The sequence below is a fragment of the Campylobacterota bacterium genome (assembly GCA_040752835.1).
Classification (GTDB): Bacteria; Campylobacterota; Campylobacteria; order Campylobacterales; family Sulfurimonadaceae; genus Sulfuricurvum.
In genome coordinates this window covers 64,188-78,565 of sequence record JBFMGG010000005.1, presented here as the reverse complement: position 1 = coordinate 78,565, position 14,378 = coordinate 64,188, and the positions used below count along the sequence as shown (strand labels likewise).

Sequence of the window (14,378 nt, the reverse complement as noted above, 5' to 3'; positions counted from 1 at the left end):
CATGTGCGGAATCAGCGGAATCATTGACCGAAACAACACCCCCATCCCCCGAGGCGAAATCGAAGCCATGAACGGCCGCATCCGCCACCGGGGGCCCGACGATGAAGGTTTTTTTCTCGAAAACAATATCGCCCTCGGACACCGGAGGCTCTCGATCCTTGACCTCAGCCCCGAGGGACACCAGCCGATGCACCGCGCACAGCGCTACGTCATCGTCTACAACGGGGAGGTCTACAATTACCTCGAACTGCGCGACGAGCTGATCGCCGCGGGGCATTCGTTCACGTCCCACAGCGATACCGAAGTGATCCTCGCCGCTTACGAAGAATGGGGGGAAGGGTGCGTTTCGCGCTTCAACGGGATGTGGGCCTTCGCCCTCTACGACCGCGAAAAAGAGACCCTCTTTTGCAGTCGCGACCGTTTCGGGGTCAAACCGTTTTATTACGTCCAGGCCCCCGGACGGTTCGCCTTCGGCTCCGAGATCAAACAGCTTCTCCCCTTCCTGGACGAGCGGAAGGTCAATACGAAAATCCTAATGGACTACCTCGTGCTCAGCTACGAAGAGCACACCGACGAAACGTTTTTTGAGGGGGTTCTCAAACTTCCCCCCTCGCACAATCTCCTCTACGATCTCAAAACGGGGGAATTTTCCCTGCGGCGCTATTACGCGATCCGCATCGACGAAAAGCTCGGGACGCTGGACGAAGCCGAAGCGGTCCGCACCTATGCCGCCTCGCTCGAAGACGCCGTCAAAATCCGCCTCCGCTCCGACGTGAAGGTGGGAACCTGCCTCAGCGGCGGCCTTGACAGCTCAAGCGTCGCGGCGATTGCGGCGAAGATGTACAATACCCAAGATCGCGCGCTCAGCGCCGTTCATGCCAAATCGACCGAATCGGCCAACGACGAAAGCCGGTGGGCCCGAAAAGTCGCCGACCACTGCGCCCTTGAGCTGAGCATCATCGAACCCGATGCCGAGGCCTTTCGCGCCTGTGTGGAACACGTCATCCGCATTCAGGAAGAACCCTTCGGAAGCCCCTCGATCATCATGCAGTACCTCGTCTTCGAAGAAGCCAACCGGTTGGGGTGCAAAGTGATGCTCGACGGCCAGGGGGGCGACGAAACCCTCATGGGGTACGAACGCTACCTCCCCGCCTACCTCCTCAGCCTCAAAGGCTCCGAAAAAATCCGGGGGTTCTGGCTGAGCTTCAAGCACTCCAAACTCACCCCGTGGAAGCTTCTGCAGTATTTCGTCTATTTTACGAACGCGTCCATACGGCTGGCGCGGCTTAAAAAGAAACTCTCGTTCATCAAACCCGAATATTTCGACCGCCTCAGCCTCGGAACCCTCCGCGATTCGGCCCGAAACTATGGTAACATTCTGGGATTGCAGCTTCTGGAGATCACCTCCACCCAACTGCCCCATCTTCTTAAATACGAAGACAAAAATTCGATGTGCCACTCGGTCGAGGCGCGGTTACCGTTCGTCGATTACCGGAACGTCGAAAACGCCCTCGCGATCCGAAACGGGCTGAAAATCCATGAAGGGTGGACGAAATACCTGCTGCGCCGGGGGGTTGAAAAGCTCCTCCCCGCCGACATCGTGTGGCGTCGGGACAAGATCGGGTTCGAGGCCCCCAGCGCGACATGGCTCGCAGCGCTCGCCCCGGCAATGGAGACCTCCGTTCGCAACAGCCCGCTTCTGCGGACCCTGTGCGGAGCCTACGACTACTCGAAACTGGACGCGAAAACCCGATGGAAACTTTTCAATATCGCCGAATGGGAGCGGATCTATGACGTCAAACTTACATAAAATTGCCCACCTCACCTCGGCTCACCCCCGTTACGACACCCGCATTTTCGTCAAAGAGTGCGCTTCCCTGGCGACGCATGAGGGATACGAGGTCTATCTCATCGTTGCCGACGGCAAAGGGGACGAAAAGCACGGCGGCGTCAATATCCTGGATGCCGGTGCCCCCTCCGGCGGCCGCCTCAGCCGTTTCACCCGTACCGTACACGCGGTATTCGACAAGGCACGCGCGCTGGATGCCGATCTGTACCACCTGCACGATCCCGAACTGATGCCCATCGGGCTGAAACTCAAAAAACTGGGGAAAAAAGTGATCTTCGACGCCCACGAAGACCTCCCCAAACAGATCCTCAGCAAGGCGTATCTGGGCAAAACGTCCAAATTCCTCCTCTCCAAGGCCTCCGCCGCCTACGAGCGGCATGCGTGTTCGCGGTTCGACGCCGTCGTTACCGCCACCCCCTATATCCGGGAAAAATTCCTCCCGATCAACCCCCGAAGCGTGGACATCAACAATTTCCCCGTTCTGGGGGAACTTTCCAACGACACGGCATGGGAAAACCGCCTCAATGAAGTGTGCTACATCGGGGGGATTTCGACCATCCGGGGGGTTTTCGAAATCATCGCCGCGATGAACCGCACCGTAAACGTGCGGTTGAACCTGGGCGGCAAATTCGAAACCGCCGAGCTCCGGAACAAAGCGGAGCAGACCGCGGGATGGGAAAAGGTCAACATGCTCGGTTTTCTGGGCCGCGCCGAAGTAGCTGACGTCCTCAGCCGTTCCAAAGCGGGGCTGGTGACCCTCCACCCGACCCGAAACTACGTCGATGCCCTCCCGGTGAAAATGTTCGAATACATGGCTGCGGGGATCCCCGTCATCGCGTCGGATTTTCCGCTGTGGCGCTCGATCGTCGACAACGCGCAGTGCGGTCTTCTCGTCGATCCACTCGATCCCGAAGCGATTGCCGAGGCGATCACCTACCTCATCGACCATCCCGACCGGGCCCGCGCAATGGGGGAAAACGGTAAAAAAGCGGTCGTGAGTACCTACAACTGGGAGTGCGAAAAACAAAAACTCTTCGCCCTCTACGAAACCCTGCTGAACAAAGGGGAGGGGCGCTGATGTTCCTCGTACGGCTCTTTTACGCCTATATACTGCGGCGCACTCCCCCCTATTACGCCCATTACCCCCTCTGGCTGATCTTCTGGAAACCGCTGCGCAAATTTATCAATGTCGTCGTCATCCCCGCGCTCCCTTTCAACACCCTGCGTATCCTCCTCTACCGCGCAATCGGATTCAAAATCGGCAAAAACGTCTTCATCGGGATGAAATGCTATCTCGACGACATGGACCCTTCACTCACCCTCATCGAAGACAACGTCACGATTTCGTACGGCTGTTATTTCGCCTGCCACGGCCGAAACCAGACCCATACCCCGATCCGGATCGAAGAGGGGGCCTACCTCGGGATGCGCTGCACCGTCCTCTCGGGACGTTCGGGGATCGTGATCGGGCGGGGAGCGCTCATCGGCGCAGCCAGTCTCGTCAACCGTTCGATCCCCGAGGGAGCGACCGCCTACGGCGTCCCCGCAAAAATCCGACACGCCGGGCAACCTGCATGAAATCGCTTTCGATCATCATCCCCTGCCGCAACGAGGAACGCTACATCGGGCGGTGCCTTGATTCGGTTCTGCGGACCACCTACCCGCACGACCGGCTCGAAGTCATCGTCATCGACGGCCAAAGCGAAGACGCCACCCGCGCCATCGTCGAAAGCTACGCCGCGCGCCACCCTTTCATCCGGCTCATCGACAACCCCAAAAAAATCGCCCCCGCCGCTTTGAACCTCGGGGTCAGCGCATCAAAAGGGGAATACATCATCCGGCTCGATGCCCACACCGAGTATCCGCACGACTACTTCGAACGTCTCGTCGATGCGAGCATCCGGCTCGGCGCCGCCAACGTGGGTGCCGTCTGCCGTACCGAAACGATGAGCAAAACCCCGACCGCCAACGCCATCCAAAACGTCCTCAGCGACCGTTTCGGGGTCGGAAACTCCTCGTTTCGCACCGGCGTTTCGGAGATCGTCGAAGCCGATACGGTTCCGTTCGGGTGTTTCCGGCGCGATACTTTCGAGCAATACGGCCTCTTCGACGAACGGCTCATCCGCAACCAGGATATCGAGTTCAACAAGCGGATCGCCCGGGGAGGGGGGAAAATTTACCTGATCCCCGACGTCACCTGCACCTATTTCGCCCGCGAAACGTACCGCGAACTCTGGCGCAACAACTACCAAAACGGCTACTGGAACATCCTGACCCCCTACTACACCCGGACGTTCCGCTCGCTGAGCCTGCGCCATTTCGTCCCGCTGCTCTTTGTGCTGGGGTTGATCGTTCCGCCCCTCCTCTCCCCCCTTTACCCCCCGTTTCTAGGCCTCAGCGCCGCCATACTGGGGCTGTATCTCGCAGCGATCGGCATCCGTTCGGCACAGATCGGGAAAAACACGACGTGGCTGCGGCAGATCGCCGCGTTTGCGGTGCTCCATTTCAGTTACGGCTTTGGGAGCATAGGCGGTATAATAACGATTCTGAAAAAAATCCTGCGTCAAGGCCAACGATGAACTTTTCACTCCCCAACGAGCGAACCTCGACCCTGCACGTCATCCTCCTGATCCTCTTCGCCTACGCGTTCAGCGTCGGCATGCGTCTGATCTGGATCGACTGGGCGTCGGGAATCCCCGAATTTCACTGGAACGGCAGCCTGATGATCAACACCAACGACGGCTATTATTTTGCCGCCGCCGCCCAGAACTCGCTCACCGGGATCTTCGAACACAACCCCCGCGTTGCCGAAGCATGGAGTTCGGCAACGATCACCCTCACCGCGCTTGCCGCACAATTTTTCCCCCTGGAAAGCGTCATCCTCTATCTTCCCGTGTTCGTCTCCTCGCTCGTCGTCGTCCCGCTGATCCTCATCGGCCGGCTGTTCAACGCCGCCTATTTCGGATTTTTCGCCGCCCTCATCGCGTCCATTGCCTGGAGCTACTACAACCGCACCATGGCGGGGTACTACGATACCGACATGTTCTCGGCGATGGCGCCGATGCTCATCGTCTACTTTCTCATGGCCACGACGATCAGGGAGAACGTCACATGGGCGCTGCTCAGCGCCCTCTCGATCCTCGCCTACCCGTTTTTGTACGATCAGGGACTTTCGGTCATATACGCCGTCTCCCTCTTTTACATGGGGTATATGCTCCTCTTCCACCGTAAAGAGCCCTTTACCTACTATTCGATCGCGCTCCTCTCGGTCGCCCTCTTTCTCCTTCCCTTAGGGATCAAACTCCTTCTCATCGGCGCGCTGAGTCTCGCCTACAGCCGCGGGATGCTCTCGTTGCGGGTGCTGCTCGTCCTTGCGGCGTTCGCCTTTGCCGTTTTTCTCGTCAACGGAAACGTCGTCTCGCTCATCTGGGCGAAAATCCTCAGCTACACCGCCAAAGGGACCGCGACGGAGGGGTCGCTTCATTTCTTCCAGGTAACCCAGACGGTGCGCGAAGCGGGCAAAATCCCCTTTTCGGAAATCGCCAACCGCATCAGCGGCAACACGGCGGCGCTGATCGCCGCTTCGCTGGGCTACATCGCCCTGATCGTCCGGCATAAGGCGTTTGTCCTTACCCTTCCGCTGCTGGGAATCGGGCTCTTCGCTTTTTGGGGCGGGTTGCGCTTTACCATCTATGCGGTCCCCGTCGCCGCACTGGGAGCGGTCTATCTCCTCTATTTCATCACCGCCGGCGTGGCCTCGCGCAAAATCCGCTACGCGATCATCGGCGTCTCGAGTGCCGTGCTCCTTCTAGCCCATATCGTCCACATCGTCGAATACAAGGTCCCCACGGTGATGACCGCCAAAGAGGCGGCGGCACTCGATCAGTTCAAATCGATCGCCTCGAGCAAAGACTATACGGTCGCGTGGTGGGATTACGGCTACCCGCTGTGGTTTTATACCCATACCAACACCCTTATCGACGGGGGAAAACACCATCACGACAACTTTATCGTCAGCGAGATCCTGACCACCTCCTCAGCGCTCGAAGCGGCCCGCCTCTCGCGGATCGCCGTCGAGACCTACGTCTCCTCGGGCTACAAAGAGATCGCCGACACCCTCTTCATCCGCAAGGACGGCACGGCCGAAAACGTCGCCGACTACCTCGACACCCTCCGCTACAGCGAAAACGTCGCGCTGCCGGCGAAGACGCGGGAAGTCTATCTCTATCTCCCCTGGCGGATGATCGACATCCTCCCGACCGTAACGCTCTTCTCCAACCTCGATCTCAATGCCCCCGACAATCGGCCGCAACCCTATTTTTACATGACCGCCTCCGTTCAGGATACGGGCAAAACGCTCGATCTGGGCAACGGCGTATCGGTCCTCAAAGAGCGCAACATCGTCAAAATCGGTGATCGGGACGTCCCCATCAAAGAGTTCTACCAGGCCGGATACGACGGCAACAACAAACTGCAGGTGACCCGCCAGCAATTCGCCTCCGAGGGGATCAACCTGATCTATCTCCCCAGTTACGGACGTTTTTTGGTGCTGGACGATTTTTACCTCAACTCGACGTTTATCCAGATGGCGGTGTTCGAACGCTACGATCCCAAGCTGTTCGAACCGGTCATCCTCGACCCGCTCACCAAAATCTACCGGCTGAAGCTTTGACATGACCCTGTACCAGCGTTTCCTCAAACGGAGTTTCGACCTTGTCGTCTCGGCCCTCGGCCTTGCCGCCACATGGTGGATCATCCTGATAGCTTTCGTCGCGGCCTCCATCGACACCCGCAGCAACGGTTTTTTCATCCAGACGCGCATCGGCCGCTGGGGCAAACCGTTTCCCGTCATCAAGATCAAAACGATGCGCCCCCTCACCGATTACACCACCACGGTAACCACCGCCGCCGATCCCCGCATCACCCGCAGCGGCGCTTTTTTCCGCCGCACCAAAATCGACGAGCTCCCCCAGCTCATCAACGTCCTGCTGGGGCAGATGAGCCTCGTCGGGCCGCGTCCGGACGTCAGCGGCTACATGGACCGCCTCAGCGGCGAAGATGCCGAAATCCTCGCCCTCCGCCCGGGGATCACGGGTCCCGCGACCCTTAAGTACAAAGACGAAGAGCAGATCCTTGCCGCCCAGCCCGACCCGAAACGGTATAATGACGAAATCATTTGGCCCGACAAAGTCCGCCTCAACCGCCGTTACCTGCACGAATGGTCGTTTTGGGGGGACATCGGCTACATCTGGAGGACCGTTTTCCCATGAACCCCCGTCTTTTCCTCTCTCCGCCGCACATGAGCGGCCGGGAGCAGGCGTACATCGCCGAAGCCTTCGAAAGCAACTACATCGCCCCCCTGGGTCCCATGGTCGAGCGGTTCGAGCAGAGCATCCGCTCCTACACCCAAACCCCCAACGCCCTCGCACTCTCGACGGCGACGGCCGCGATCCATCTGGCATTGCGGGTTCTGGGCGTCAGAGCGGGGGATGTCGTTCTGGCCTCTTCGTTCACCTTTATCGGTTCGGTCGCGCCGATCCTCTACCAAAACGCGATCCCCGTTTTCGTCGATTCGGACCGCGCAAGCTGGAATCTTGACCCCGAACTGCTCGAACAGGCGATCGCACGCGCACCCAAAAAACCCAAAGCGCTGATTCTGACCCACCTCTACGGCCAGTGCGCCGACCTGGAACGTATCCTCGACATCTGCGACCGTCACGGCATCGCCCTGATCGAAGACGCCGCCGAAAGCCTCGGAGCGCTGTATCACGGTCGTCAAAGCGGGACGCTGGGGCTCTTCGGCGCCTACAGTTTCAACGGCAACAAAATCCTCACCACTTCGGGGGGAGGGATGCTCGTATCGGGACACAAGGAATTCATCGACAAAGCCCGCTTCTATTCGACGCAGGCGCGCGATGACGCCCCCCATTACGAGCACACCGAATTCGGCTACAACTATCGGCTCAGCAACATCCTCGCCGCCATCGGGGTGGGGCAGATGGAAGTGCTGGATGAGCGGATTGCGGCACGCCGGCAGATTTTCCAGTGGTACCGCGAAGAGCTGGGAGAGATTGATGAAATCGCATTCATGCCCGAGCTCAAAGATACCCGAGGCAACCGGTGGCTTACGACGCTCACCTTTGAGCGTACCGATCCCGAACGGGTCCGCCTCGCCCTCGAAGCTCAAAACATCGAAAGCCGCCCTTTGTGGAAACCGATGCACCTTCAGCCTCTGTTCACAGAGGCGCTTTGCGTCGAAAACGGCACATCGCAGCGGCTGTTCGAAACCGGGCTGTGCCTCCCCAGCGGAACCCGCATGAGCCGCGACGACGTTCACCGCGTCTGCGAAATCGTCAAATCGGTACGCGCGTGAGCCGTGTACGAAGATTCTTCCGCCCCACGACCGCGCGGCGGATCGCCTTTTTCGTCCTCTTCGACATCCTCCTCTCGTTCGCGTCTCTCTATGGCGCCTACCTGCTGCGGTTCAATTTTGCGGTCCCCGAACGGTTCATGGAACCGTTCGTATCGGTCGCGCTGACGCTGATCACCCTCAAACTCGCGTTCATCTACGCCTCGCAAAACTACCGCGTCATCTGGCGTTACTACGGCCTGGGAGAGGGAAAAAAACTGGTCTACGCCCTTGCGGGGGCCTACGCGCTGTTCACCCTCATCCACACCCTCTTTGCCGATTTTTTCGCCCCCTTTCCCCGAAGCGTCATCGTCATCGACCTGATCCTCTCGATCCTGTTTTTGGGGGGCCTGCGTCTGCTGAAACGGCTGGTGTTCGGTTTCTCCGCGCCGCATGAGGATCTTCGCACAACCGTGATCGTCGGAATCTCCCCCGGAAGCGCCCACCTGATCCAAAGCGCCCTGGAAGGCTCCATCCCCTATTATCCCGTCGCCGTGGTCGCCATCGATCCCGCAAGCCGCCACATGGTCGGCTCCAGCGTCCAGAACATCAAAGTGATCGCCCCCGAACGTCTCGAAAAGACCGTCCGGGAACGCAACGTCAGCGCCGCGATCATCGACGGTTCGCTGGGCAACGACGATTTCCGCCTCGCCTACGAACTCCTCACCAAAGCGGGGGTGGACGAAATCAAACGCTCGGCCCTTCTCGCCGACGGGGCCGAAACGGTCGCCCCGCTGTCAGTGGAGGAACTCCTCGCCCGCCACCCCAAAGACCTCGATACCCAAACCATCGAAAGCTTCATCCGGGGGAAAACCGTCCTCATCACCGGGGCCGGGGGAAGCATCGGCAGCGAAATCTCGCTGCAATGCCGCCGTTTCGGAGCCGAACGCCTCGTGCTGATCGACCACAGTGAATACAACCTCTACCAGATCGGCGAACGGATTCCCCGGGCCGACCTCTACCTGTGCAGCATCACCGACCGCGAAACCCTCGGACAGATTTTTACCCAAACCCGTCCGCAGATCGTCATCCACGCCGCCGCGTTTAAACACGTCCCGCTGTGCGAGTCCAATCCCCGTGCCGCCGTGCGGAACAACATTCTGGGCAGCCGCATCCTCATCGACTGCGCGATCGCGCACGACGTCCCCAAGATCGTCATCATCTCAACCGACAAAGCGGTCCGCCCGACCAACGTCATGGGAGCGACGAAACGGGTCGTCGAACTCTACGCCCAAAACGTCGATCCGCGCAACAGCGAAATCGTCTCGGTCCGTTTCGGCAATGTCCTGGGCTCCAGCGGCAGCGTCATCCCCAAATTCAAATCCCAGATCGAAGCGGGAGGGCCCATCACGATCACCCACCCCGAAATCACCCGCTATTTCATGCTGATCAGCGAAGCGTGCCAGCTGGTACTCCAGGCCGCCGCGATCGCGCGCGGGGGGGAACTTTTCATCCTCGACATGGGGCAGCCGGTGCAGATCCGTACCCTGGCCGAAACGATGATCCGTCTCTACGCCGCCCGCCCGATCGAAATCGTCTACACGGGACTTCGTCCGGGCGAAAAACTTTACGAAGAGCTGCTGATCGATGAGAGCGAACAGAAAACGGCGTTCGAATCGATCATGATCGCCCGCTCCACCCGCTACCCGATCGACGCCCTCGTCCGCGACATCGACGCCCTCGAACATACCGATAACGTCGTCGAGGGGCTCAAGAAGATCGTCCCCGAATTCGAGCACGCCAAACACAATTAAACGATGGATCAGTTACCGAAGAATCCGGCCTGAGGCCGGGGGAAAAGAGAAGGATTACAATTCCGTCTTGAGGGCGGCGCCGTTGGAGGCGTTGGAGACGAGGAGGCTGTAGCGTTTGAGCCATTTGGAAGGGATCTCTTTTTGGATCGGTTTCCAGTGGAGGCGGCGCTGTTCGAGCACTTCGTAGCTGACGTTGAGTTGCAGCAGATGCGCATCGACGTCGATCTCAATCTCGTCACCGTCTTCGATCAGGGCGATCAGCCCCCCTTCCGCCGCTTCGGGGCTGACGTGACCGATCGAGGCGCCGCGGGTCGCGCCGCTGAAGCGGCCGTCGGTGATGAGGGCGACGCTCTCGCCCAGTCCCATCCCCATGATGAGCGAAGTAGGGGCGAGCATCTCCTGCATTCCCGGTCCCCCTTTGGGCCCTTCGTAACGGATAACGACGACGTTGCCCGCCTTGACCTTGTGGCCGACGATCCCGGCGATCGCCTCCTGCTGGCTGTTAAAACAGATCGCCGTCCCTTTGAACTGACGCATTCCCGGGGCGATCCCCGCCGTTTTGACGACGGCTCCCTCTTCGGCAAGGTTACCAAAGAGGATCGAGAGACCGCCGACGGGAGAGTAGGCGTTTTCGTTCGTGTGAATGATGTTCGGGTCCTTGATGACCGCGTCTTTGATCCGTTCGCCGATCGTCTCGCCCGTCACGGTCATCGCGTCGGTATGGAGGATTCCGCCGCGACGGGAGACCTCTTTCATGACCGCGTTGACGCCGCCCGCGCGGTTGATGTCGTCCATGTGAACCGTCGAGAGCGATGGGGAGATTTTCGCGATGTGGGCGACGTTCTCGCTGATTTTGTTGATCTGGGTGATGTCGAAATCGACCCCCGCCTCTTTGGCGATGCTCAGCATGTGCAGAACCGTGTTCGAGCTGCCCCCCATCGCCATGTCGACGACGAACGCGTTGTGGACCGCTTTTTCGTTGAGGATGTTGCGCATGTTCCATTTTTCGGGGTTCTGGTCTTTAACCATCTCGACGATGCGGCGTGCCGCGGTTTTGACCATTTCGATCCGCTCCGGCGTCATCGCCAAAACGGTCCCGTTCCCCGGCAACGCTACCCCCATCGCTTCGCACAGCGTATTCATCGAGTTGGCGGTAAACATCCCCGAACACGACCCGCCGCTCGGGCAGGCCTCGCACTCGATCTCGTAGAGCTCCTCGTCGGACATTTTGCCATCGGCATGTTTGCCGACCGCTTCGAACGCCGTGGCCAGGTCGATCGGGGTACCGTCTTTCTTGTGTCCTGCCCTCATCGGACCGCCCGAGACGAAGATCGTCGGGACGTTGACCCGCAGTGCGCCCATCAGCATCCCCGGAACGATCTTGTCGCAGTTGGGGATACAGATGAGGCCGTCGAGTTTGTGGGCGTTCATCACCGTCTCAATCGAATCGGCGATCAGCTCGCGGCTGGGAAGGCTGTAGAGCATCCCGTCGTGCCCCATCGCGATCCCGTCGTCGACGCCGATGGTGTTGAACTCGAACGGGACCCCGCCCGCTTCGCGGATCGCTTCTTTGACGATGCGGCCGTACTCCTGGAGAAAAAAATGCCCCGGGATAATGTCGATGTGCGAATTCGCCACCCCGATGAACGGTTTGTTGAAGTCTTCGTCTTTGAGACCTGTGGCACGGAGGAGACTCCGGTGGGGGGTTTTGTCAAATCCTCTTTTGATCGTATCGCTGCGCATAGGGGTTTCCTTTGTTCGTCAATAGTTATGGTTTAAATGGCGCGATTATACCGCACCGATACTCTAAAAACCTTTTCCGGTTGCAAAAAACGCAAAAATTTTCTCCGCACTCTTTACACGCCGAAAATTTTTTGCTATACTTCCAGTCCACAAAAACAATGCGGGAATAGCTCAGTGGTAGAGCACAACCTTGCCAAGGTTGGGGTCGCGAGTTCGAACCTCGTTTCCCGCTCCATAACCCCAGTTGAAATATCGTCCGACGATGTTTGAGCTGGGGTATTTTTTTGTGTCCGTTGCCCGGATGGCGAAATCGGTAGACGCAAGGGACTTAAAATCCCTCGGTGGTAACACTGTGCCGGTTCAAGTCCGGCTTCGGGCACCATAGACGGCGGCATAGCCAAGTGGTAAGGCATGGGCCTGCAAAGCCTCGATCCCCGGTTCAAATCCGGGTGCCGCCTCCACTAAAATACACTCAATTCTTATACGGGCAGATGGCAGAGCGGTTGAATGCACCGGTCTTGAAAACCGGCGACTGTAACAGGTCCCTGAGTTCGAATCTCAGTCTGCCCGCCACTTCATTGAAACTCCCCTTTTTTCAAAGCAACGACTTTTTATTTTTTCATCCAGAATGTTATGATGTTTTTTGACGCCGAAGCGTGCGTCGTCAGTGGTCGAGAATCTCTTCGGTTTCGACGCGGGTGTAGGAACGCGCGCGGGTTTCGTCCAGGATGGCCTGGAGCCGTTTGAGGACGATTTTGGCCGATTTGGCAGGATTGAAACTGTCCAGTGCGATGCAGCTGGTACGGTCGTTGAAATGGTGGTCGAGTTTATGGACGAGGTTCTGGCACGCCTTGACGGCGCTGTCGTGCTCGGTGTAGGCGAAAATGATGAAGCAGTGATTCGCATCAAGCTGTACCAGGTGGTCGGAGATGCGGACATACTGCCCCAGTTCGGCGGACGTGATGGGCTGCTCGTGGTACAGCATCGCAAACGTCGCGTCGAGCTCGTAGCGCTCGTAGGTGTAATAGGTTTTTTTCACGAGCACTTCGACTCTCTCGACAATATCCACCGCGTCCCCTTTTCACAAATCAAATGTGAAATTATACCATCTGAGGTGGCGCTTTTTTATTACAAAAAAGCGCTTAAATAGTCATCACCCGTCCCGAGCACTTCACGGGTACCTCCTTGGAGCAGGTTTGCATTTTCGGGGCAATTGCTAAACGGGGAGACTAAACCGAAAAAACGTGTTATCATTATTTCTGATGTTATCCCCGTTTCGGACAATGCCCGAAACGGGTGCGCGAGCCCGGAAAAGGGAACGGACGGATATCCGTCCGTTCCTCTACATGCTTCCCGCATCTTCCGGATACGGGAAACAAACTGCCCTGATGGCCCCTGTCAAGACGAAGTCCGTAAGGTCAGTTTCACCGACCAAAGGAGCATCCCATGGAAACCAAATTTCAAAACGCACCGTTCAAAGCGTCGCTCGATGCGGGGGTTGAGTACGCGTACTGTACCTGCGGCCTTTCGGAGAGTTTCCCGTTTTGCAACGGGAACCACAAGGGGACGGGAAAAGAGCCGATCCTTTTTTCGGTCGACGCCGATACCGACAAATGGCTTTGCCGCTGCGGACGTTCGGGACGTAAACCGTTTTGCGACGGATCGCACCAACAATAAGAGAACATTTCGATGAACGCCGTTTCTAACGGCCCTGACGCCTACGCATCTAACGCATTGCCTCCATCAGATACGCAATCATCGGCAGCGTAACAAGCGATACGATAATGCCGTATCCCACCAGTGCGGCACTTAGCGCCGGGGCGAACCCCGCCGCGATCGCCAGCGCTCCCGCCGTAATCATCGAAGGCATTCCCGATTCGAGCACCCCCGTCTCAAGCGCGGGAGACGCCGTCCCCATCCCCCACAGCAGCCCGAATGCGATAAGCGGCATCAGAAGCAGCTTCAGGGCGAGCGCCTTGGCGAATAGGGGATAATCGATCTCCCCCCGAAGTTTGAGCGAATACCCCACCGACACCAGCGCGAGGGGAACGAGCGTCGAGGAGAGGGTTTGAAGGTAGGGTTGCGCGTGCACCGGCATCTCTCCCCACCCAAGGGCAAAAAGAAGTACCAGAAAAGGGGGAAAAAGAAGCAGCTTTTTGAGGATCAGCCGCTTGTGAAAGACCCCGCTCTCGTAACGGGCGATCACGGCGCTCCCGTAGAGCGAAAGCATCAGGAACGTTCCGAACTGGTCGTACATCAAGACGTAGGGAATCGCGCTTTCCCCCAGCAGCGTCTGAACGATCGGAATACCCACGAACGAGGTATTTCCCAGCGGGATCACCAGCAGCAGTGCCGCACGGACGTGGAGCGGCCGGTTGCGCGTCATCGCGATCACGATCATTGCCGTGATCGGCAGCAGCAGCCAGGGAACGAGGACGATCCCCAGCGCCGAGAGATCGAAATGGATCTTGGGGACCTGCAGCAGCACCGTCGCGGGGAGGGAGACGTAGATGACGAAAAAGTTGAGGCTTTTGGAGAAATCGGCGGGAGCATCGGCTTTTTGGAGCGCCATCCCGATCAGCAGCAGCGCGACGATAAACGCAAACGGCTCCATCTCCACCCC

At 58.5% G+C, this 14,378-nt stretch carries 12 protein-coding genes and 4 tRNA genes; 13 read left to right on the top strand and 3 right to left on the bottom strand.

Features of this window, described 5'->3' with window-relative positions; genetic code table 11:
• Position 1: 1 nt before the first annotated feature.
• Genes asnB through AB1763_03550 form a run of 8 tightly spaced genes read left to right on the top strand, consistent with a single transcriptional unit; the run spans position 2 to position 10,012 of the window.
• A complete protein-coding gene (gene asnB / locus AB1763_03585; protein ID MEW5831898.1) occupies positions 2-1,810 on the top strand; it encodes an asparagine synthase (glutamine-hydrolyzing) in 1,809 nt (602 codons plus the stop codon).
• On the top strand, positions 1,791-2,927 hold the full coding sequence (locus AB1763_03580) for a glycosyltransferase family 4 protein (protein ID MEW5831897.1): 1,137 nt from the start codon (positions 1,791-1,793) through the stop codon (positions 2,925-2,927). The genes asnB and AB1763_03580 overlap by 20 nt, the downstream gene beginning before the upstream one ends.
• On the top strand, positions 2,927-3,427 hold the full coding sequence (locus AB1763_03575; GenBank protein ID MEW5831896.1) for an acyltransferase: 501 nt from the start codon (positions 2,927-2,929) through the stop codon (positions 3,425-3,427). Before AB1763_03580 ends, AB1763_03575 begins: the two co-directional genes overlap by 1 nt.
• Complete coding sequence (locus AB1763_03570; protein MEW5831895.1) at positions 3,424-4,428, top strand: glycosyltransferase family 2 protein; 1,005 nt, start codon at positions 3,424-3,426, stop codon at positions 4,426-4,428. The genes AB1763_03575 and AB1763_03570 overlap by 4 nt, the downstream gene beginning before the upstream one ends.
• A complete protein-coding gene (locus tag AB1763_03565; protein MEW5831894.1) occupies positions 4,425-6,521 on the top strand; it encodes an STT3 domain-containing protein in 2,097 nt (698 codons plus the stop codon). Before AB1763_03570 ends, AB1763_03565 begins: the two co-directional genes overlap by 4 nt.
• Before the next feature lies 1 nt (position 6,522).
• Positions 6,523-7,119: a sugar transferase gene (locus tag AB1763_03560; GenBank protein MEW5831893.1), complete on the top strand. Its 597-nt coding sequence runs from the start codon at positions 6,523-6,525 to the stop codon at positions 7,117-7,119.
• Entirely contained in the window at positions 7,116-8,222 is a 1,107-nt protein-coding gene (gene pglE, locus AB1763_03555) for a UDP-N-acetylbacillosamine transaminase (protein MEW5831892.1), read from the top strand. Before AB1763_03560 ends, pglE begins: the two co-directional genes overlap by 4 nt.
• Positions 8,219-10,012: a nucleoside-diphosphate sugar epimerase/dehydratase gene (locus tag AB1763_03550; GenBank protein MEW5831891.1), complete on the top strand. Its 1,794-nt coding sequence runs from the start codon at positions 8,219-8,221 to the stop codon at positions 10,010-10,012. Before pglE ends, AB1763_03550 begins: the two co-directional genes overlap by 4 nt.
• 54 nt (positions 10,013-10,066) lie before the next feature.
• On the opposite strand, the gene ilvD is transcribed toward AB1763_03550, so the two are convergent.
• A complete protein-coding gene (ilvD, locus tag AB1763_03545) occupies positions 10,067-11,755 on the bottom strand; it encodes a dihydroxy-acid dehydratase (protein ID MEW5831890.1) in 1,689 nt (562 codons plus the stop codon).
• Positions 11,756-11,915: 160 nt separating this feature from the next.
• On the opposite strand from ilvD, the gene AB1763_03540 reads away from it, so the two are divergent.
• The 4 genes from AB1763_03540 to AB1763_03525 all read left to right on the top strand — a co-directional run bounded on the left by AB1763_03540 (position 11,916) and on the right by AB1763_03525 (position 12,328).
• A tRNA-Gly gene (locus AB1763_03540) sits at positions 11,916-11,990 on the top strand.
• Positions 11,991-12,050: 60 nt separating this feature from the next.
• Positions 12,051-12,137, top strand: a tRNA-Leu gene (locus tag AB1763_03535).
• A 5-nt stretch (positions 12,138-12,142) separates the two neighbouring features.
• A tRNA-Cys gene (locus tag AB1763_03530) sits at positions 12,143-12,216 on the top strand.
• A 24-nt stretch (positions 12,217-12,240) separates the two neighbouring features.
• A tRNA-Ser gene (locus AB1763_03525) sits at positions 12,241-12,328 on the top strand.
• A gap of 91 nt (positions 12,329-12,419) precedes the next feature.
• Here the strand turns inward: AB1763_03525 and AB1763_03520 are convergent.
• Entirely contained in the window at positions 12,420-12,824 is a 405-nt protein-coding gene (locus tag AB1763_03520) for a hypothetical protein (GenBank protein MEW5831889.1), read from the bottom strand.
• A gap of 377 nt (positions 12,825-13,201) precedes the next feature.
• On the opposite strand from AB1763_03520, the gene AB1763_03515 reads away from it, so the two are divergent.
• A complete protein-coding gene (locus AB1763_03515; GenBank protein MEW5831888.1) occupies positions 13,202-13,432 on the top strand; it encodes a CDGSH iron-sulfur domain-containing protein in 231 nt (76 codons plus the stop codon).
• Positions 13,433-13,481: 49 nt separating this feature from the next.
• Here the strand turns inward: AB1763_03515 and AB1763_03510 are convergent, their stop codons facing one another.
• Positions 13,482-14,369: an AEC family transporter gene (locus AB1763_03510; protein MEW5831887.1), complete on the bottom strand. Its 888-nt coding sequence runs from the start codon at positions 14,367-14,369 to the stop codon at positions 13,482-13,484.
• Positions 14,370-14,378 lie beyond the last annotated feature (9 nt).

What these genes read in the sequence shown, in the direction of transcription:
- asnB (MEW5831898.1), top strand. Translation starts at nt 2, where the DNA reads ATGTGCGGAATCAGCGGAATCATTGACCGAAACAACACCCCCATCCCC.
- AB1763_03580 (MEW5831897.1), top strand. Translation starts at nt 1,791, where the DNA reads ATGACGTCAAACTTACATAAAATTGCCCACCTCACCTCGGCTCACCCC.
- AB1763_03575 (MEW5831896.1), top strand. Translation starts at nt 2,927, where the DNA reads ATGTTCCTCGTACGGCTCTTTTACGCCTATATACTGCGGCGCACTCCC.
- AB1763_03570 (MEW5831895.1), top strand. Translation starts at nt 3,424, where the DNA reads ATGAAATCGCTTTCGATCATCATCCCCTGCCGCAACGAGGAACGCTAC.
- AB1763_03565 (MEW5831894.1), top strand. Translation starts at nt 4,425, where the DNA reads ATGAACTTTTCACTCCCCAACGAGCGAACCTCGACCCTGCACGTCATC.
- AB1763_03560 (MEW5831893.1), top strand. Translation starts at nt 6,523, where the DNA reads ATGACCCTGTACCAGCGTTTCCTCAAACGGAGTTTCGACCTTGTCGTC.
- pglE (MEW5831892.1), top strand. Translation starts at nt 7,116, where the DNA reads ATGAACCCCCGTCTTTTCCTCTCTCCGCCGCACATGAGCGGCCGGGAG.
- ilvD (MEW5831890.1), bottom strand. Translation starts at nt 11,755, where the DNA reads ATGCGCAGCGATACGATCAAAAGAGGATTTGACAAAACCCCCCACCGG.
- AB1763_03515 (MEW5831888.1), top strand. Translation starts at nt 13,202, where the DNA reads ATGGAAACCAAATTTCAAAACGCACCGTTCAAAGCGTCGCTCGATGCG.
- AB1763_03510 (MEW5831887.1), bottom strand. Translation starts at nt 14,369, where the DNA reads ATGGAGCCGTTTGCGTTTATCGTCGCGCTGCTGCTGATCGGGATGGCG.